This is a genomic window from Paractinoplanes toevensis (genome assembly GCF_018332695.1).
In the GTDB taxonomy this organism is placed as follows: Bacteria; Actinomycetota; Actinomycetes; order Mycobacteriales; family Micromonosporaceae; genus Actinoplanes; species Actinoplanes toevensis.
This window is the reverse complement of record NZ_BOQN01000039.1, coordinates 71,961-90,112: the sequence shown is the minus strand read 5'-3', so window position 1 is coordinate 90,112 and position 18,152 is coordinate 71,961. Positions and strand designations below refer to the sequence as shown.

12 protein-coding genes are annotated in these 18,152 nt (G+C 71.3%); 7 read left to right on the top strand and 5 right to left on the bottom strand.

What is annotated here, in order from left to right:
* The 3 genes from Ato02nite_RS14525 to Ato02nite_RS14515 form a co-directional block, all read left to right on the top strand.
* Positions 1–385 (top strand): MraY family glycosyltransferase (locus tag Ato02nite_RS14525; RefSeq protein WP_498371283.1); only part of this gene is annotated, 385 nt, incomplete at its 5' end.
* A 507-nt stretch (positions 386–892) separates the two neighbouring features.
* Positions 893–6,289: a DUF6531 domain-containing protein gene (locus tag Ato02nite_RS14520; protein WP_213007020.1), complete on the top strand. Its 5,397-nt coding sequence runs from the start codon at positions 893–895 to the stop codon at positions 6,287–6,289.
* Positions 6,289–6,777 (top strand): lipoprotein, encoded by a 489-nt coding sequence (locus Ato02nite_RS14515; RefSeq protein ID WP_213007019.1) that lies wholly within the window; start codon positions 6,289–6,291, stop codon positions 6,775–6,777. The genes Ato02nite_RS14520 and Ato02nite_RS14515 overlap by 1 nt, the downstream gene beginning before the upstream one ends.
* Here Ato02nite_RS14515 and Ato02nite_RS14510 read toward each other — a convergent pair.
* The gene (locus tag Ato02nite_RS14510) at positions 6,735–9,071 is read right to left on the bottom strand and encodes a putative bifunctional diguanylate cyclase/phosphodiesterase (RefSeq protein WP_213007018.1); all 2,337 of its coding nucleotides are present in this window, start codon (positions 9,069–9,071) and stop codon (positions 6,735–6,737) included. The genes Ato02nite_RS14515 and Ato02nite_RS14510 overlap by 43 nt on opposite strands.
* Before the next feature lie 143 nt (positions 9,072–9,214).
* Between Ato02nite_RS14510 and Ato02nite_RS14505 the strand changes: the two genes are divergently transcribed.
* The 3 genes from Ato02nite_RS14505 to Ato02nite_RS14495 are packed head-to-tail and all read left to right on the top strand — an operon-like array spanning position 9,215 to position 11,791.
* Positions 9,215–10,219: an ABC transporter ATP-binding protein gene (locus tag Ato02nite_RS14505; protein ID WP_213007017.1), complete on the top strand. Its 1,005-nt coding sequence runs from the start codon at positions 9,215–9,217 to the stop codon at positions 10,217–10,219.
* Positions 10,216–11,001, top strand: coding sequence for an ABC transporter permease (locus Ato02nite_RS14500; RefSeq protein WP_213007016.1), 786 nt, complete (start codon positions 10,216–10,218; stop codon positions 10,999–11,001). Before Ato02nite_RS14505 ends, Ato02nite_RS14500 begins: the two co-directional genes overlap by 4 nt.
* Position 11,002: 1 nt before the next feature.
* Positions 11,003–11,791 (top strand): ABC transporter permease, encoded by a 789-nt coding sequence (locus Ato02nite_RS14495; protein ID WP_213007015.1) that lies wholly within the window; start codon positions 11,003–11,005, stop codon positions 11,789–11,791.
* 481 nt (positions 11,792–12,272) lie between these two features.
* Here Ato02nite_RS14495 and Ato02nite_RS14490 read toward each other — a convergent pair whose 3' ends face one another.
* A complete protein-coding gene (locus tag Ato02nite_RS14490) occupies positions 12,273–13,553 on the bottom strand; it encodes a cytochrome P450 (RefSeq protein WP_246606903.1) in 1,281 nt (426 codons plus the stop codon).
* Between the two features lie 191 nt (positions 13,554–13,744).
* Between Ato02nite_RS14490 and Ato02nite_RS14485 the strand changes: the two genes are divergently transcribed.
* Complete coding sequence (locus tag Ato02nite_RS14485; RefSeq protein ID WP_246606902.1) at positions 13,745–14,680, top strand: glycoside hydrolase family 6 protein; 936 nt, start codon at positions 13,745–13,747, stop codon at positions 14,678–14,680.
* Here the strand turns inward: Ato02nite_RS14485 and Ato02nite_RS14480 are convergent.
* From Ato02nite_RS14480 to Ato02nite_RS51590, 3 genes are read right to left on the bottom strand one after another with little or no spacing between them, the layout of a single operon-like run.
* Positions 14,667–16,406, bottom strand: a complete 1,740-nt coding sequence (locus Ato02nite_RS14480; protein WP_213007012.1) for an ABC transporter ATP-binding protein — start codon at positions 16,404–16,406, stop codon at positions 14,667–14,669. The genes Ato02nite_RS14485 and Ato02nite_RS14480 overlap by 14 nt on opposite strands.
* Positions 16,403–17,758: an ABC transporter transmembrane domain-containing protein gene (locus Ato02nite_RS14475; protein ID WP_246606908.1), complete on the bottom strand. Its 1,356-nt coding sequence runs from the start codon at positions 17,756–17,758 to the stop codon at positions 16,403–16,405. Before Ato02nite_RS14475 ends, Ato02nite_RS14480 begins: the two co-directional genes overlap by 4 nt.
* Complete coding sequence (locus tag Ato02nite_RS51590) at positions 17,671–18,090, bottom strand: hypothetical protein (RefSeq protein WP_246606901.1); 420 nt, start codon at positions 18,088–18,090, stop codon at positions 17,671–17,673. The genes Ato02nite_RS14475 and Ato02nite_RS51590 overlap by 88 nt, the downstream gene beginning before the upstream one ends.
* Between the last annotated feature and the right edge of the window lie 62 nt (positions 18,091–18,152).

Genomic DNA, 18,152 nt, shown 5'->3' with positions numbered 1-18,152 from the left:
CGCGATGATCGCGGCCGCGGCCGCCGCCGCCTGTGTGGGCTTCCTGTGGTGGAACACCTCGCCGGCCCGGATCTTCATGGGCGACGTGGGCTCGCTCAGCCTGGGCGGCCTGATCGGCGGGCTGGCGGTGGCCACCCGCACCACGCTGCTGTCGATCCTGATCGGCGGGCTGTTCGTCATTATCACGGTGACCTGGGTGATCCAGATCGTCTCGTTCCGCACTACCGGTAAACGGGTCTTCCGGATGGTGCCGTTGCACCACCACTTCGAGCTGGCCGGGTGGAGCGAGGTCAACATCGTGGTGCGCTTCTGGATCGTGGCCGGCATCTGCGTGGCGGTCGGCCTGGGCGTGTTCTATTCGGACTTCCTGGCGGCCGTCGGCTAGACACAGAGGTCGGGGCCGCGACTCTCGCGCAACGACACACGCACTCAGCCGCCGCGCGGCAACGCCTTGCGCTCCCAGACGCGCCGCTCATCAGGCGGGACCATGCCCGGGATGCGGGACGGCGACCCGGTATCCGAGCGCAGCGACCACTTTGCGGGAGGTCGATGGCCGTCGCCCGGGACTGTTCGTGCCGGCGGGTTGGGGTTGCGCTTGGGCCGGGCCCGCCCGCAGCGGGCGCGCGGAGGGGGCATCCCGTCCGGATTCGAGTCGACCACGATCACCTGGATGTCGGCGGTGCGCTTCCGCCTGGAATTGATCTTTTGGATTCGTCGGGCACGGCATGCGCCATTTGCCAGTCGATCTGAAATGGGTGACCTTTTGTGGGCAACGGGATCATGCACTCGGGTGGGATTGTGATTTCGCGTATTTAAGTTCATCACTTGGATCACACGGGGGAAACGCATGTCACTGATGGCGATGACGCGCGCCCGGAGAACGCGCCTCGGCGTGGCTCTGGCTCTGAGCGCCGTACTGTGCCTGCCCTTCGGGGTTTCCGGGCCCGCCTATGCGCGGGTGCTCGACAAACCGAAAGTGCCGGTCGCGCCGCCCGGGCGCGGGCCGGTCGACCGGCCGTTGCCGGCCAACGCGGCGCTCCGGCACGGGCTGCCCGCGGGGAAGCTTCCGCCGGCCGTGCCGCCGGGCATCGCGGCCGCCGGCAAGGCGCACAAATTGCTGGCGAAACCGGAACGAAAGGCCGAGGCCGATCCGGGCGGCGCCACCGATGTGCTGCTGCGCTCCGGCTTCGAGCTCGACGACACCTCGCTCGTGGTGTATTTCGACGTCCCCGATCCGGGGGTCCAGGGCTGGGCCTCGTGGATCGCCACGGTGTACGACCCGGACTCCGGCACTGCGCAGGAGTCCCGGTCGCTGGTGCCGGCCGACGCCGCCGTCTGCGCCACCCCGCGGCAGTTCTGCCGCAGTTTCGGCGTGACCGACGGCTGGCAGCTGACCGCCGATCACGGCTACTTCGTCACGATCACCGCCACCCTCGCCGACGGCACCCAGGCGGTGTCGGCCGCGTCCGGTACGGCCAAGGCCCGTACCACCAGGACGCCGCCGGCGTTGCCGGCCGCGCAGGCCGCGGGCTGCTCGTGCGGTAACGCGCTGGCGCCCAGCACCGGCGGCCAGCTGATCCGCGGCTCCGGCATCAACACCGGCACCGGCGCGTTCACGCTGTCCGCGTCCGACCTGGCGATGGCCGGATTCGGTCTGCCGTTCCAGGCGCGCCGCACCTATTCGTCGGTCAACGCCACCGCCGGCTCGATGGGGGTCGGCTGGTCGTGGACGCTCGACCTGCGGGTCCTGCCGCCGGCCGAGGGGGTCACCGCGGTGACCGTGCGGGCCGAGGACGGCGCCCAGGTGACGTACGCCCGGGCCGGCGACGGCTCGTACACCCGGCCGCCGGGGGTCCGCGCCAACCTGAAGGCCACGGCGGCCGGCTGGCAGCTGGTCACGCCCGACCAGGTGACCTATGAGTTCGACGCGACCGGGCGGCTGACCGCGGTGCGCAACTCACGCGGGCTGGGCCTGACCCTCGCGTACACCGCGACACAGTGGACGGTCACCGACGCGGCCGGCCGTGAGGTCACCGTCAGTCTCGGGAGCGACGGCCTGATCAGCCGGATCGCCCTGCCGGACGGCCGCAAAACTCAGTACAGGTACAAGTCCGCCCGGCTGACCGAGGTCACCGACGCCGAGGGGAACACCTGGAAGTTCGGCTACACCGACGGGCTGCTGACCACGATGACCGACCCGGAGAAGCGGGTTCAGCTCACCAACACGTACGCCGCCGGCCGGATCGCGCAGCAGGCCGACGCGCTGGGCGCGGTGACGAAGCTCGAGTGGGACGCGGGCAAGCAACTGGCCATCACCACCGACCCGGACGGGGTGAAGTACTTCGACACCTACCGCGGCAACATCCTGGTCTATTCGCAGAACGGCAACGGCGACACCATCAACCAGCGGTACGACGAGAACCTCGACCCCAACCTCAGCGTCGACCCCCAGGGCAACCAGCTCAGCAGCACCTTCGACGGCAGCGGCAACCTCACGTCGAGCACCGCACCGGACCCGTTCGGGTTCACCATCGCCAACACCTACGACGGCCGTAACAACCTGACCGAGCACACCGACGCGCTCGGCCACACGGTGTCCTACGGCTACGACGCGTTCGACCAGCTGCACACCATCACCGACGCGCTGGGCGGGCAGACCGTGCTCACCGTGGACGACCGCGGGCTGGTCACCGCGTCGGAGGACCCGTTGCACAAGGTCACCCGGATGACCTACGACGCCGCCGGCAACCTGCTCACCCGCACCTCACCGCTCGGCGAGAAAACCCTTTACGGGTACGACACGGTCGGCCGGCCGGTCAGCGCGACCGACCCGCGCGGCAGCCTGGCCGGCGCCAAGCCGGCCGACTTCACCACCCGGTGGGCCTACGACGACCTGGACCGGCTGCGCAAGACGTTCGCCCCGGGCAAGAAGAATCCGTCCGAGTCGGTCTACGACACCGTCGGACAGCTCGTGAAGACCATCGACCCGCTGGGCAACGAGACCACCAGCCGGTACGGCAGGGTGCTCAGCCAGCTGCAGTCCACGACGGACGCGGAGGGCAGCACCACCAGCTACACCTACTCGGCGGCGGGCCGCGAACGGTCGATGACCGACGCGGCGGGCGGGCGCACCACCTACGCGTACGACATCCGGGGCAACCTGGCGTCGACCGTCTCGCCGCGGGGCAACGTCAAGGGCGCCAACCCGGCCGACTTCACCACGACGTACACGTACGACTTCAACAACAACCTGATCCGGACCTCCCACCCGTACCCGGGCGGGGGTTTCGTCAGCACCGATGCGAGGTTCGACGAGTTGAACCGGCTGATCGCCCGGATCGACCCGTTCGGCAAGGCGACCCAGACGCGGTACGACCACAACGGCAACGTGTCGGCCACGGTGGACGCCACCGGTCGCACGCTGACCACCGACTACGACGCCCTCGACCGCCCGACCGCGACGCACAGCCCGGGCGGCGGCACGTCGGTGCAGGAGTACGACCTGGCCGGTCACCTGATCAAGAGCACCGCCGCGGCCGGCGGGTCGACCACCTTCACCTACGACGACGACGGCAACCTGGTCACCTCGGTGGACGCGCGGGGCAACGAGCCGGGCGCCGACCCGGCCGACTACACCACCCGGTACGCCTACGACGCGGCCCGCAACCAGATCTCGGGGACCGATCCGCTGGGCAACACCGTGCGCACCAGTTACGACGCCAACAACCGCTCGGTCGCGGTGACCGACGCGAACGGGCACTCGGCGAAGTACGGCTACGACGACGGCGACCGGCTGGTCAAGGTCGTCGGGCCGGACGGCGGCGTCACCGGTTACTCGTACGACCGGGTGGGGCGCTCCACGGCGCGGGTCGACCCGAACGAGCACGTCACCCGGTACTCGTACGATGTGCTCGGTCGTCTGGTCTCCTCGACCGACGCCCTCGGGCGGCAGGGCAGTTACCGGTACGACGCCGAGGGCCACACGACCGCGGTGGTGGTCCCGGGCTCCGCCGACGTCACCGCCCGCACGATCAGCACCACCTACGACATCCTCGGCCGCCGGGTCGGTCAGGACGTCGGCGGCACCGTCCTGTACGCCTGGGGTTACGACGCCCGCAACCAGCTGACCAGCATGGCCGACCAGGCCGGACTGCGGCTGCAGGGCTACGACGACGTCGGCCTGCTCACCTCGGTCACCCGGGGCAGCCAGACCTTCGCCTACGGGTACGACCTGAACGGCAACGTCACCTCGCGGACCTGGCCGGACGGCACCAAGGTCAACGCGAGCTTCGACGAGTCGAACGAGATGACCGGGCTCACCGTGCAGGGCGGGGTGGCCGGCAGCGCGCAGGCCGCGTACGGCTTCTCCTACGACGCGGCCGGTAACCTGGCGCGGACCACCTATCCCGGCGGCGGGCCGGTCACCGACCGCGGCTTCGACCGGGCCGGCCGGCTGGTCGACGTGCACAGTCACGACGACACCGGAACGGTGGCCCGTTACCAGTTGACCCGGGACCCGACCGGCAACCCGACCGCGATCACCACGACCCGGGCCGACCGCAGCCAGACCGTCGGCTACACCTACGACAAGTCGGACCGGCTGCTGTCCGCGGCCGATCCGACCGGCGGCTACGCCTACCGCTACGACGAGGTCGGCAATCGGATGTCCCAGACGCTGACCGGCACGGCCGGCAGCTCGGTCACCAAGTACCGCTACGACGAGGGGGACCAGCTGACCGAGGCGTCGGTGGTCGGCGGCGCCACCACGAAGTACTCCTACGACGCGCAGGGCAACCAGGTGCGGGCCGGCAACGACACCTTCGCCTACAACATCGACCGTACGCTCGCGTCGGCCACCGTCGGCGGGGTGCGGACCAGTTACACGTACGACGCCCAGCACCTGCGGCTCTCGGCCGTGACCGACCTGGCCTCCGGGCCGCGCAGCACCGCCTGGTCGTTCGACGTGAACGCCCCGCAGGCGCAACTGGCCCTCGAGACCACGAGCACGGCGACCGCGACCAGCCGCCGCGGTTTCCTCGACGGGGTCAAGGGCACCGCGCTCGCGCTGCTCACCGGCAAGCAGACCGACCCGTACCTGCCGGACTGGCTCGGCGGGGTGGCCGACGTGATCGGCCCGGACGGTGGCGTCCTGGCCGCGTACGACTACGACCCGTACGGCAATCCGCGCACCGACGGCACCGCGGCCGGCACGGCCGCCACGGTGGAGAACCCGGTCCGGTTCACCGGCGCCTACCAGGACTCCACGCTGGGCGGGCAGTACGCCTTCCCGGCCCGGACCTACGATCCGTCGACCGGCCGGTTCGGCTCGGTGGACCCGGCACCGGCCGGCGCCCGGACGCCGACCCAGGGCACCTACACCTACGTGGCCGGCCAGCCGACCGTGGCGGTCGACCCGTCCGGCGCGATCCCGATCATCCCGCCCGGCCCGACCATCCGGCCCCGGGTGCAGCCGCCGGTCTGCGGCGAGGACACCCCGGAGTACTGCCACGAGCCCGGCTCCAACAAGCTCACCTCGGGGGCGCTGTTCTACAAGTGGCTCGGGGTGGCCATGACGAGCTGCCGGCCGTGGGAGTTCTGGTGCAAGGGCGGCCAGTACGCGGGCCGCACCAATCTGCTCTTCCGCGACGGTGACCCGTTCACCAACGAGATCCGGACGCTCGACTCCTTCCACACGGCGGTGTCGAACGTCGCCAACCAGCTGCCGCTGGCCAACATCGGGTTCATGTTCCACTTCGTCCACGGATCGGAGAACTACCACTACGCGAACCAGTCGGCCGACCAGCGCAAGGACGCGGCCCGCCGCAACGCGGTCAGCATCAAGAGCTGGGGCACCTACGGCATGCCGCTGGTGCAGGCGTTCGTCGGCTCCTACGACATGAACTGGCAACTGCTCGGCTACGACGGCGACGAGAGCCCGGTCGTGGAGTTCCACCTCACCAACGCCAGCACGATCGGCTCGGCGATGCCCTCTCCGGACAAGGCGGGCGACTACGGAAAGGACAGCTCCTCCGGCGACGGCCACGACGCGAAATCCTGGGAGCACTACCTGCGCCAGTCGGTGCGGTGGCGGGAGACCTTCCCGGGCGGCCAGGCACCGCACCTGCCCGCCGCCATGCGCCGCATTCCCGGGCTGCCCATCCCGGTACCCTTCCCGCAGGGCGGCGAGCCGGACCCCTTCATGCCGCCCGGCACGATGGAGAACTGGTGCATGCCGTTCCCGATCATCGGCCCGATCCCGATCAACCTGCCGAACGGCCTCTGTCCCTGATGCGTAAACCGTTCCTCGGACTGCTCCTCGCGGTGGCGCTGACCGGCTGCACGCCGGTCGGCGCCCCACCGCAGCCGCCGGCACCCGACCTCGAACGCGCCGACCTGATCGGCGCCTGGAAGGACTCCGAGCGCGGCGGGGTGCTGACCTTCACCGCCGAGCGGTTCGCCGGCGACGACCTGGGCTTCATGTTCGTCCCGTTCCCGGACGACCTGCCGGCGGGCTTCGACCAGAAACGGGACCGCGCGGCCGGCCTCGGCGAGTGGGAGCTGGGCCCGTCGCTGGCCGATCCGGACGGCCCCGACGACTACGTGCGGCTCAACTTCCTGATGATCGCCGGCCGCGAGGTGCGGGCCAGCATCAACAAGCTGGAGGCACAGACCCGCGGCTCGTCGGTGGTCCTGGTCTTCTACGTCGGCGACCCCGATCTGAACGACCGGATCGTCTACTCCCGCTGCCCGGAGTGCCCGGCCCCGACGCCGTCCTGAGCGGGCCGGGCCCGATCGGCGTCGATGAGCAGGGCCACGTCCTCGGCGGGCAGCGGGCGGGCGAAGTGGAAGCCCTGGGCCAGCCGGTAGCCGGCCCGGTGGAGCCGTTCGGCCTGCTCGGCGGTCTCGACGCCCTCGGCGACCGCCTCGATCCGCAGGCCTTCGGTGATGGCGATCAGGCTGTCCACGATCACCGCCTGCGGGCTGGCCGTCGTCACGCCGTCGACGAACGACTTGTCGACCTTGAGGATCTGGGCCGGGCAGTCGACCAGCAGGCTCAGCGACGACTGGCCGGTGCCGAAGTCGTCCAGGGCGACCCGTAGGCCCAGCGCGCTGATCGCCTTCACGGCGTCCAGCGCGGCGCCGGTGCCGAGCACCGCGGTCTCGGTCACCTCGGCCACCAGGCCGCGCGGGTCGGCGCCCTCACGGGCGAGCAGCGCGGCCAGCTCGGCGGGGAAGCCGGGCTCCTGCAGCTGGCGGGCCGAGATGTTGACGCTGACCTTCGCCGGGGCGCGGTCGCCGTACTCCCGCTGCCAGGCCGCGGCCTGCCGGATCACCTGTTCCAGCACCCACCGGCCCAGCTCGACGATGTACCCGTTGCGTTCGGCGAGCGGGATGAAGACGGCCGGGGAGACCAGGCCGTGCTCGGGGTGCCGCCAGCGGACCAGCGCCTCCACCCCGGCGAACCGGCCGTCCGGCAGCTCGACGATCGGCTGGTAGAGCAGGAACAGCTCGTCGCGGCCGATCGCCTGCATCAGGTTCGCGCCGAGCAGGGCGTCGGTGGCGGCGAGCTGGTCCATGATCGGGTCGAACCAGGCCCAGCGGTCGCCGCCCACGCTCTTGGCCGCGTACATCGCCACGTCCGCGCGGCGCAGCAGCTCCTCCGGGGTGTCGCCGGGCCCGGTGCCGGTCGCGCCCATGCTGACCTGCGGCGTCATCTCGTGTCGGCCGACCGTCAGCGGCCGGCGCACGACGTCGAGCAGCCGGTCCAGCAGCGCGGCCGCCTCGTCGTCGGTGCGACCGGCCAGCAGCAGGGCGAACTCGTCGCCGCCGAGCCGGGCCGCGATGTCGGCCGGTCCGATCGCGGCCGACAGCCGTTCCCCGATCGCCAGCAGCATCCGGTCGCCGGTGTTGTGGCCGAGCCGGTCGTTGATCAGTTTGAAGTCGTCGAGGTCCAGCAGCGCCAGGTGGAACGGCCCGCCCGCGGCCAGCGCGGCGGTGAACAACGTCCGGTTCGGCATCCCGGTCAGCGGATCGTGGGTCACCTCATGATCGAGCTGCTCCTGGTAGTCGCGCATCTGCCGCATGTTGCCGTCGACGGTGTCGAGCAGCCGGTTGTTCTCCCGCAGCGCCGACACCTGCCGGAACGCCACGAGCCCGCTCAGGACCACCGCGCAGATCGCCAGCAGCAGCAGTTCCCCGCCGGTCCGGACGGCGGCGGCGATCAGGGTGAGGTCGGCGGCCACGAGGGCGGCGTAGGGCAGGACGGTGAAGCGGCGGGTGGACGCCCGGACTCCCGGGGTGGCCGGCGCGCGGAGCTGACGTTCCGCCGCGAGCTGGAGGGCCAGCGAGACCAGGGCGGCGGCGAGCATGGTTCCGGAGAGTTGCGGGGTGTCCCGCAGGTAGGGAGCCAGGGCACCGCCGGCCGCGGCGAGCGCCGCGCCGCCGGTGATGATGCCCAGTGCCCGCCGGTCGAGGTGCCCGGAGCCGGCGAAGGTCATCTTGATCACGGCCAGTGCGGTGATGAGCACGAGCGTGATGACCGCGACCAGGGGCAGGATGGACCCGGCGTCCTTGATCCACATGTGCCGTAGCGAGTAGTGCCAGACCAGCACGCCCACGGTGACCAGCACGATGGCGGCGTCCACCCCGAACCGGATCCACTCCGGGCCGGTCCGGTGCCAGGAGGTTAGCCGCAGCATGGCGCCGAAGGCGAAGAACAGCAGTCCGAGCAGCAGCGCCGAGGTGAGCGGGCTGACGTACCGGGAGGGTGCGTCCGGGCCGCCGGTGGCGTCGACCGCATTGCTGATCACCCCGGCGCCGAGCACCAGGCTGGTCAGCCCGATCCGCAGCCAGAACGTGCGGCCGGTGGCGCTGAGGTCGGCGCGCCGCCAGACCCGCAGGCAGGCCTGGCCGGCCAGCACCGCCATGAACGGCAGCGCGACCCAGCCGAGGACCGGATGCGCCCAGACGTGGCCGAGCCCGATCAGGAACCAGCCCACGGTGAACACGAACAGGGCGACGCCGAGCAGGGTCAACGCACTGATACCGCGGGTGGAGAGCGCTTTTGGCACGCCCCGACCATCGGGCCGCGATAACGGAAGGTGACCGAAATGCCGGGTGCGATTCGGTAGCCAGGGAATTCGATTGCGGTGCGGAACCGGTTCCGTAGGGTGATGACGGTCAATGCCGGCATCCATACGGGGGTTGCTTTCGCATGCCGATCGTCGAGGCGCGCGGTCTCACCAAGGTTTTTCGCCGGCCCGACAAGGGTTCCGGGCTGGCCGGTTCGGTCAAGCATCTGTTCGCCCGGCGCTACTCCGACAAGGTCGCGGTCGATCACGTCGACCTGTCCATCGAGGCGGGCGAGGCGGTGGCGTACGTCGGGCCGAACGGCGCCGGCAAGTCGACCACCGTCAAGCTGCTCAGCGGCATCCTGGTGCCGACCGCCGGCGAGGTGCGCATCGACGGGCTGCACCCGCAGCGCGACCGGACGACGGTGGCGTACCGGATCGGCGTGCTCTTCGGGCAGCGCACCCAGCTCTGGTGGGACCTGCCGGTGTCCGAGTCGCTCGCGGTGCTGCGCGACATCTACGGCGTCGACCACGCCACCTACCGCAAGCGGCTGGCCCGCTTCGACGAGGTCCTCGAGCTCGGCGAGATCCTCCCGGTCATCGGCCGGAAGCTGTCGCTGGGCCAGCGGATGCGCGCCGACCTGGCCGCGGCCCTCATCCACGGCCCGCAGGTGGTCTATCTGGACGAGCCGACCATCGGGCTCGACCTGGCCGTCAAGGACCGGGTCCGGGAGTTCTTCCGCAGCCTCCGCGACGAAGGCGTCACGGTCATGCTGACCAGCCACGACCTCGCCGACATCGAGGGCTTCTGCCGCCGGTTGGTGATCATCGACGAGGGGCGGATCATCTTCGACGGCGATCTCGAGGCGGTGAAGGACCAGTTCGCCCGCGAGCGCATCCTGCACGTCGAGACCGAGCGACCCGTGCCGCTGGAGACCCTGGAGGCGTCCCTGCCCGGCGCGGAGATCAAAATCGAGGAGACCTCGCTTCGGTACGCCGTACGCTTCGATCGTTTCGCGATGACCGCCGGGCAGGTGGTGACCGTCCTGGCCACGCTGACCGAACTGGTGGACTTCCGGGTCGACGAGCCCAGCATCGAGGACGTCATCCGCCGGGTCTACTCGGGCGACCTGGTGCTGCCGCGATGAGGGGTTACCGGGCGCTGGCGCGGGCCACCGCGCGGGCGGCGCTCACCTACCGGTTCAGCCTGCTGCTCGGCATGGGCGCCGTGCTGGTGCAGCTGGTCGCGCTGCTGGCGGTGTGGCGGGTGATCCTCGAACAGTCGCCGGTCAACGGCTTCACCTGGCCGCAGATGCGGGCCTACCTGCTGGTCGCGTTCGCCGCCGGCACGGTGGTGTCGATCCTCGGCGACTTCCGGATGGCCTTCCGGATCCTCGACGGCGACGTCGCGCTCGACCTGGTCAAGCCGGTCGACTACCAGAAGGCACGGTTCGCCGAGGCGCTCGGTGGACTGTGGATCGAGGTGCTGCTGATCGCCGCGGTCGTCGGCGTCACCCTCGCCGTCACCGGGGGAGTGGACCTCCCGGCGGGCCGGGCGCTGGCCCTGTTCGCGGCGAGCATGCTCCTCCTCGTACCGTTGAAATTCTTGATCGTCTATGTCAGCACGCTGGCCTGTTTCTGGACGCAGAACTACATGGGCGTGCAGTGGGCGCGCCTGGCGGTGGTCAACCTGCTCTCCGGCGCGCTCATCCCGCTGGTCTACCTGCCGCACTGGCTGGCCACCGTGGCGCAGTGGTCGCCGTTCGCCGGGCTCACCTCCACCCCCGCGCTGATCTTCCTGGGCCGGGTCCATGGACCGGAGGCGCTGCTGCTGGTCGCCGTGCAGCTCGGCTGGGTTCTCGCGCTGTGGTTCGGCGCCCGCCTGGTGTGGCGGGCCGCGCTGCGCCGCCTCACCGTGAACGGAGGATGACATGCGGACGGCCCGCCTCTACCTGCGGCTGCTCGGCGCCCACTTCCGGTCGATGATGGAGTACGAAACCGACTTCCTGATCCTGGCCGGCGCCACCGTGCTGATGCAGGTGGTCAACGTCGTGTTCCTGTCCGCGCTGTTCGCGAAGGTGCCGGTGCTCAACGGCTGGACATTCTGGTCGGTGCTGATGATGTTCGGCGCGGTCGCCCTGGCCGAGGGCGTCGGCTCGCTCTTCTTCGACGGCATGTGGAACCTGGCCTGGCACATCAACCGTGGCGAACTGGACTACTACCTGGTCCGGCCGTACCCCGTGGCGTTACAGGTGAGCAGCGCCGCGCTCGGCATCAACGGCCTGAGCAACATCGTCACCGGCGGCCTGATGATCGGCGCCGGGCTGGCCCACTCGGCGGTCGAGTGGACACCGTGGCGGATCGCGCTGGGCGTGCTCCTGCTGATCAGCTCGGTGGTCATCAAGCTGTCCATCAACCTGGCCACCAACGCGGTCTGTTTCTGGCTGAACAGCCCAAGCCCGATGTTCGCCTTCGCCATGCACCAGGTCGGCGACCTGGCCCGGTTCCCGCTGTCGATCTATCCGTTCGCACTCAAGGCGGTGCTCGGGGTGGTGCTGCCGTTCGCGTTCATCAGCTTCTTCCCGATCGCGTACCTCTTGGACACCGGGTCGTCGCAGTGGGTGGGCCTGCTGACCCCACTGGTCGCCGTGTACTGCGCGGGCATGGCCGCGCTGGTCTTCCGGCGCGGCCTGCGCCGCTACGAGAGCGCCGGAAACTAGAGATCCGTTCGGGCCGGGTCCCGCCAATTCCAGAAAAGTACAGGACCCCAACCCAAGCTTCCTGGAAACGGAGGGCGGGACGCTTTCGAGCGAAAGATCTTTCGGTACGCGCCGGCTAACTCCCGTGGCACGCGGTCCCGCAGGTGCAACTCACCCTCCGCGCGCCCGCTGCGGGCGGGCCCGGCCCAACCCCGCAACCCCGACCCGCCCACCGAACAGTCCCGGGCGGCGGCCATCGACCTCCCGCAGGGTGGTCGCCGCTCTCGGCCCGCGAGGACAGAGCGGCAACTCCACAAGATTCGCGATGCCGGGCGCCGAGGCGTTGCCGTGGCTGAGTGCGCGTTCCGGTGCGCGAAAGGCGCGGCACGTGCCGTATTCGCGCGCAGGTCGCGCTGAGCGGCGGCCCGCTCGTAGTTGCGGTTGTGGGCCCCCGGCCCGTACGCGAAAAGAACCGCAAGTTTGCCGTCCGTGGGCAGTACTCCTAGTCCAGGGTGACCGGCAGCGATTCCAGGCCGAAGACGATCGAGGCTCGGCGCATCGGCAGGCTTGCCGGGTCGATCGCCGGGCGCATCGCCGGGAAACGGCGCACCAACGCGGGGTACGCGATGCGCAGCTCCATCCGGGCCAGTTCGGCGCCCACGCAGCGGTGCAGGCCGTGCCCGAAGGCCAGGTGCGAGCGGCTGGTGCGCCGGCCGGCGTCGATCTGGTCCATCCCCGGGCCGAGCACCTCGTCCCGGTCGGCTGCGCTCAGCGAGCACATCACCACGTCGCCGGCCCGGATCGGTACGCCGGCCACCTCGAGGTCGCGCACGGCGAACCGGGGGAACGCCACCTGCACCACCGTGAGATAGCGCAGCAGCTCCTCGACCAGCGCGTCGGCCGGGCCGCCGGCCCGCAGCGGCTCGGCCAACTCCGGCTGGGTCATCAGCACCAGCGCGCCCAGCGCGAGCATGCTGGCGCTGGTCTCCAGGCCGCCGGTGAGGACGCCGTCGGCCAGCCCGGCCAGCTCCTGGTCGTCGAGCTCGTCGCCGTGGTCGCGGATCAGCGAGCCGATCAGCCCGTCGCCCGGTTTCCGGCGCTGATCGGCGACCAGATCGCGGAGGTACGCCCGGGACTCGTTGATCGCGTCGAGCGGCGCGTAGGCGCCGTCGCCGAGGTCGAACCGGGCCGTGCTGACCCGCTGGACGAGTTCCCGGTCGGCGTACGGGACGCCGAGCAGCTCGCAGATGGTCAGTGCGGGCACGGGGAGGGCGAACTCCTGCCACAGGTCGACCGGGCCGGCCGTCCGGGACATCGCGTCGAGCCGGTCGGCGACGATGGCCTCGATCCGCGGCTGGAGCCGGGCCAGCCGGTGCATGGTGAACTCCGGCATGATCATTCGGCGCAGCCGGGTGTGCATCGGCGGGTCGGCCATGCCGAGACCACCGGGCTGCTGGCCGGCCTCCAGCCCGATGCGGGCCGCGAACCGGCCGAAGTCGTTGCTGAAACCGTCGGTGCTGCCCAGCACCGCCCGCACCGGTTCGTAGCCGGTGACCAGCCAGGCGCGGATGCCCAGCGGCACCGGCAGGCGGCTGACCGGCGACTGCTCGCGCAGCGCGCCGATCTCGGCCACCGGGTCGAGACCGTTGCGGAACAGTGGGAACAGGGAACTGTCGGACAGCATCGACAGCGTCCCGGCGAACGACATCGAGCCGGATTTTCCGGCGAATCGGCGGGCAGCCCACCCGAGCAGGCGGGCGCGGAACGTAACGGCACTTGCCATCTGCAAGTCGCCCTCCAGACAGCCGCAGTCCTTCCCCCTGAAGAACGGGCGTCTAATAGTGATCTTAAGTGGCCGCTACCGCAGTGAGCCCCATCACGAGTGTTTTCCTCATGTCGGGTCCCGGTCAGTCGATGTCGTGCGATATGCGGCCAAGGGGGACAAGACTGACGTCCACCGTCGTCCTGGTCTCGATGGCGGTGCAGTTGCTGTCCACCGGCACCACGTCGATGGCACTGGCCGGCCCGGTGAACGCCACCCGGCAGTCCGTGACGGTGAGCGGGCTCTACGTCGACCCGCAACTGCCGGCCGCCCGCTGGGTCGCCGCGCATCCCACGGACAAGCGGGCGGCCGCGATCCGGACCGCCATCGGCAATCAGCCCATGGCGCACTGGTTCACCGGCACCAGCGACCCCGACCTCGGTAAGGCGGTCACGAAGTACACCCGGTCCGCGCAGATCGCCGGCAAGACCCCGGTCCTGGTCGCCTACAACCTGCCCGGCCGGGACGCCTGCGGCGCGGAATCGGCGGGCGGGGCGGCCAGTGCGGCGGTCTACCGGAAGTGGATCGCGACGTTCGCGGCGGCGATCGGAGCGCGGCCCGCGATCGTCGTCCTCGAACCGGACTCGCTCGGCGACTTCAGCTGCCTGAGCGCGGCGCAGATCAGCACCCGGCTCGCCCTGCTCAACGCCGCCGTCCGGACGCTGGCCGAGAAGGCCCCGAACACCTGGACCTACATCGATGCCGGCCACGCCGACTGGACCGGCCCGGCGACGATGGCCGATCGGCTGCTGTCGGCCGGGGTGGCCCGGGCTCACGGCTTCGCGGTGAACGTCTCCAACTTCATCGGCACGGCCGACTCCCGGCGGTACGCCGAGCAGGTCAAGGCCGCGCTGCACCGGCCGGCCGGCTACGTCATCGACACCAGCCGCAACGGCAACGGCGGCAACGGCCAGTGGTGCAATCCGGCCGGCCGCAAACTGGGCAAGCGCTCGACGGCGAACCCGGCCGCCCTGGAACTGTGGATCGCCAACCCCGGCAACTCCGACGGCCGGTGCGGTGTCGCCCCTGCCATCAAGGCCGGCGTGTTCAGCCCGGCCCTGGCCCAGCGCCTGATCAGCGGCGGTTAGGCGCGGACCAGGCCGCCCAGAACCGGGCGTACCGGCCGCCCTCGGCGATCAGGGCGGCGTGCGGTCCGCTCTCGACCACCCGGCCGTGTTCCATCACGATGACCCGGTCGGCCGACGCCGCCTGGGTGAGCCGGTGGGCGACCACCAGCGCCGTCCGGCCCGCCAGCGCGGCCGCGGCCGCCTGTTCCAGGTCGCGGGCGCCCGCGCTGCCCGCCTCCGCCGTCGCCTCGTCGAGCACCACCACCGGCGGATCCAGCAGCACCACCCGGGCCAGCGCCAGCTGCTGGGCGTGCGCGGCGGTCAGCTGATGCCCGCCGCTGCCGACCACCGTGTCGATGCCGGCCGGCAGCTCCCGCACCCAGTCCAGCGCGCCGACCCGGGCCAGCGCCGCGGTGACCTCGTCGTCCGAGGCCCGCGGGCGGGCCAGGCGCAGGTCCTCGGCGAGGGGACCGGTGAACACGTGGGTCTCCTGACTGACGATCGCGACCGTGTCGGCCGGCAACTCGGCCACCGGCACGCCGCCCACCGTCGCGTGTCCCGACCCGGGCCGCAGGATGCCGGCGGCCAGCGACGCGGCCGTGGTCTTGCCGGCCCCGGTCGAGCCGACCAGCGCGACCACCTCGCCCGGCGCGACCCGCAGGCTGACCCGGTCGAGCACCGGCGTGACACCGTCGTAGCTGAAACTGACGTCCTCGAGCACCAGCTCCCGGCCGGCCGGGGGAGTGCTCCCGTCCCGGCGTTCGACCGCCATGTCCAGCACGCCGACCAGGCGGGCGAGGCTGGCTCCGGCGTCCTGCACCTTGTCGAACGTGACCATCAGCAGCGCCACCGGATTGAACAGCCGGTGGAACAGCAGCGCGGCCGCGGAGACCTCACCGACGGAGACAACCTCTTTGCGTACGAGGAGGAAGCCCACCACCAGAACGGAGCCGAGCCCGGCCAGCTCGGCCCGGTTGATCCGCCATACGAACCGGGTGTAGAGCGCGAACACGCCGATCGAGATGTCCCGAGCCCGGGCCGACAGCCCCTCGATCCCGGCGAGGTGCCGGTCCTCCAGGCGGTAGGCGTGGACCGTACGGGTGCCCTGCATGCTCTCGACGAACACCTGGGACCGTTCGGCGATCGCCACCCGTTCGGCGGCGTAGGACGGTGCGGCGCGGGGGAGATACCAGCGCAACCCGAATGCGTAGATCGGCACCGCCACCGCACCCGCCAGACCGAGCCGCCAGTCGATGCCGATCATCGCGGCCAGGCTGATCCCGGCCAGCAGGATCGCCGAGATCATGCCGGGCAGGACGTCGGAGACGGCCCGGTCGATGGCGGAGATGTCCGCGCTGACCCGGGAGAGCAGGTCACCCCGGCCGGCCCGGTCCAACACCCGCGCGGGCAGGCGCAGCGCGGTCGCGACGGTGCGCTCGCGCAGGTCGGCGAGGACCTGCGAGCCCAGCCGGCTGATCAGATAGCCGCCGATGGCGGTGGCCACGCCCCCGGCCACGGCGGCGACCACGAGGACGACGGCGACCGGGACGATCGCCCCGGTGTCACCGCCGGCCCGGATCCGATCGACGAGCAGACCCAGGGCGTACGCCGGGACGGTCGACGCCGTGGCGGCCAGCACCCCGGCGCTCAGGGTGAGCACCGCCTGGACCTTCCGGGCCCGGAGTGCGGTGCCGAGCCAGGCCCGGCTCGCGCGCGGGCTCGCGACCGGGAGGAGTTCGTCGGTCATCGCAGGATCGCCTGCCGGTAGGTGTCGTCACGGGCGCTGAGCTCGGCGTGCGCGCCCTCGGCGGTGACCGCGCCGTCGCTGATGACGACGACCCGGTCGGCGGTGGCGAGCAGCGCCGGGCTGCTGGTGATCACGACGGTGCTGTAGCCGGCGTCCGGCCCGTGCCGCAGCGCGCGGATGCCGCCGGCGATGGCGTGCTCGGTCACGGCGTCCACCGCGGTGGTCGGATCGTGCAGGAGGAGCAGGGGCGGCCGGGCGTGCAGCGCGCGGGCCAGGGCGACGCGCTGGCGCTGGCCGCCGGAGAGGTTCGCGCCGCGTTCGTCGATCGCCGCGTCGGCGCCCACCGCGTCGGCGGCCGCGGCCCGCAGCACCCCGGCGAGTTCGCCGCCACCGTTTCCGCTGCGGTGCACGTCGACGTTCGAGGCCAGCGAGCCGGTGAACAGGTCCGTCCGGTGCGGTTCGACGTGCAGCAGGCGGCGGGCCCGGGTGCGGTCGACCGTCTCCAGGGGTTCGCCGCCGAGCAGGAGGTCACCCTCGTACCCGTCGGGGACGGTCAGCAGCCGCACCAGCGCCTCGGCCTCGGCCGGCCGGTAGGCGACCACACCGACGAACTCGCCCGGGCGTACGTGCAGGTCGAGCCCGGCCAGCGGGCCGTACCGGACGCCGCGCAGGCACAGGTCGTACCGCTGGCCGGCGGGCTCGGCGCCGTTGCCTTCGGGCAGGACCAGACCGGCTTCGAGTACGGACGCGACGCGGCCCGCCGAGGCGCGGGCGGCGGCGTACCAGCGCGGGACGATCGCGAGCGTGCCGAACGGCTCGATCAGGAACTGGGCCGAGCCGATCACCGTGATGAACTGCCCGGCCGTGATCCGGCCGGTCAGCGCGAACCAGCCGGCCGCGATCGCGATGCCACCGGCCAGCAGCGTGCTGAGCATGGTCGAGGCACCCTGGTACGCGTTCTGCGCGCGGGCCGCCGACAGGGTGGCGGCCAGCGACTCGCGGCTCACCACCCGGCATCGCTCGGCCGCGGCGTCCTGCGCCCCGATGCCGCGCAGCGGGCGCAGCCCGGTGACCAGGTCGGTGGCGAGTGAGGTGGTGCGGCCGGCCTGGTCCTGCTGCCGGGCGATCCGGTCGGCGATCAGCGGGGCGGCGAGGTTCAGGGTGACCAGCATGATCGGCGTCGCGACCAGCATGATCAGGCCGAGCGGCGCCGAGATCAGCAGCAGCGTGACCGCGCTGACCACCACCGCCAGCAGGGCGCTGATCACCCGGGGGATGTGGTCCAGAACGTACGACGTGTAGTCGGCGTCGGTGCTGGACACGGTGAGCAGGTCGCCGGCCTGCCGGTCGATCCGGGCGATCCGCGGGTGCAGGATCTTCGCGGCGACCTCGACCCGCAGGCGGTGGCCCTCCTCGGCGATGGCCGCTGCAGGTTGCGCGCGCTGAACCGGTACGACACCGCCTGCACGACGAACAGCAGGACGAGGGCCGCGATCCAGGTCACCAGCGCGATCACGCGACCGGTCTCGACGGCCCGGTCGATGATCACGCCGATCAGGATCGGCACCACCGCCGCGGAGATCTGGTAGATGCCGGCCAGCACGGTTCCGAGCCAGAGCCGCTTGGCGTTGCGGGCGACCGCCCGTCGCAGGACCGCCGGGCCGGGCTTCGCCTTGCTGGACAACCGCACAACCCCTCGCCTAAAGATCAAGTAAGGCTAGCCTGACCGGCCGTGCCGCATCTCCG

What these genes read in the sequence shown, in the direction of transcription:
- Ato02nite_RS14515 (WP_213007019.1), top strand. Translation starts at nt 6,289, where the DNA reads ATGCGTAAACCGTTCCTCGGACTGCTCCTCGCGGTGGCGCTGACCGGC.
- Ato02nite_RS14505 (WP_213007017.1), top strand. Translation starts at nt 9,215, where the DNA reads ATGCCGATCGTCGAGGCGCGCGGTCTCACCAAGGTTTTTCGCCGGCCC.
- Ato02nite_RS14500 (WP_213007016.1), top strand. Translation starts at nt 10,216, where the DNA reads ATGAGGGGTTACCGGGCGCTGGCGCGGGCCACCGCGCGGGCGGCGCTC.
- Ato02nite_RS14495 (WP_213007015.1), top strand. Translation starts at nt 11,003, where the DNA reads ATGCGGACGGCCCGCCTCTACCTGCGGCTGCTCGGCGCCCACTTCCGG.
- Ato02nite_RS14490 (WP_246606903.1), bottom strand. Translation starts at nt 13,553, where the DNA reads ATGGCAAGTGCCGTTACGTTCCGCGCCCGCCTGCTCGGGTGGGCTGCC.
- Ato02nite_RS14485 (WP_246606902.1), top strand. Translation starts at nt 13,745, where the DNA reads ATGGCGGTGCAGTTGCTGTCCACCGGCACCACGTCGATGGCACTGGCC.
- Ato02nite_RS14480 (WP_213007012.1), bottom strand. Translation starts at nt 16,406, where the DNA reads ATGACCGACGAACTCCTCCCGGTCGCGAGCCCGCGCGCGAGCCGGGCC.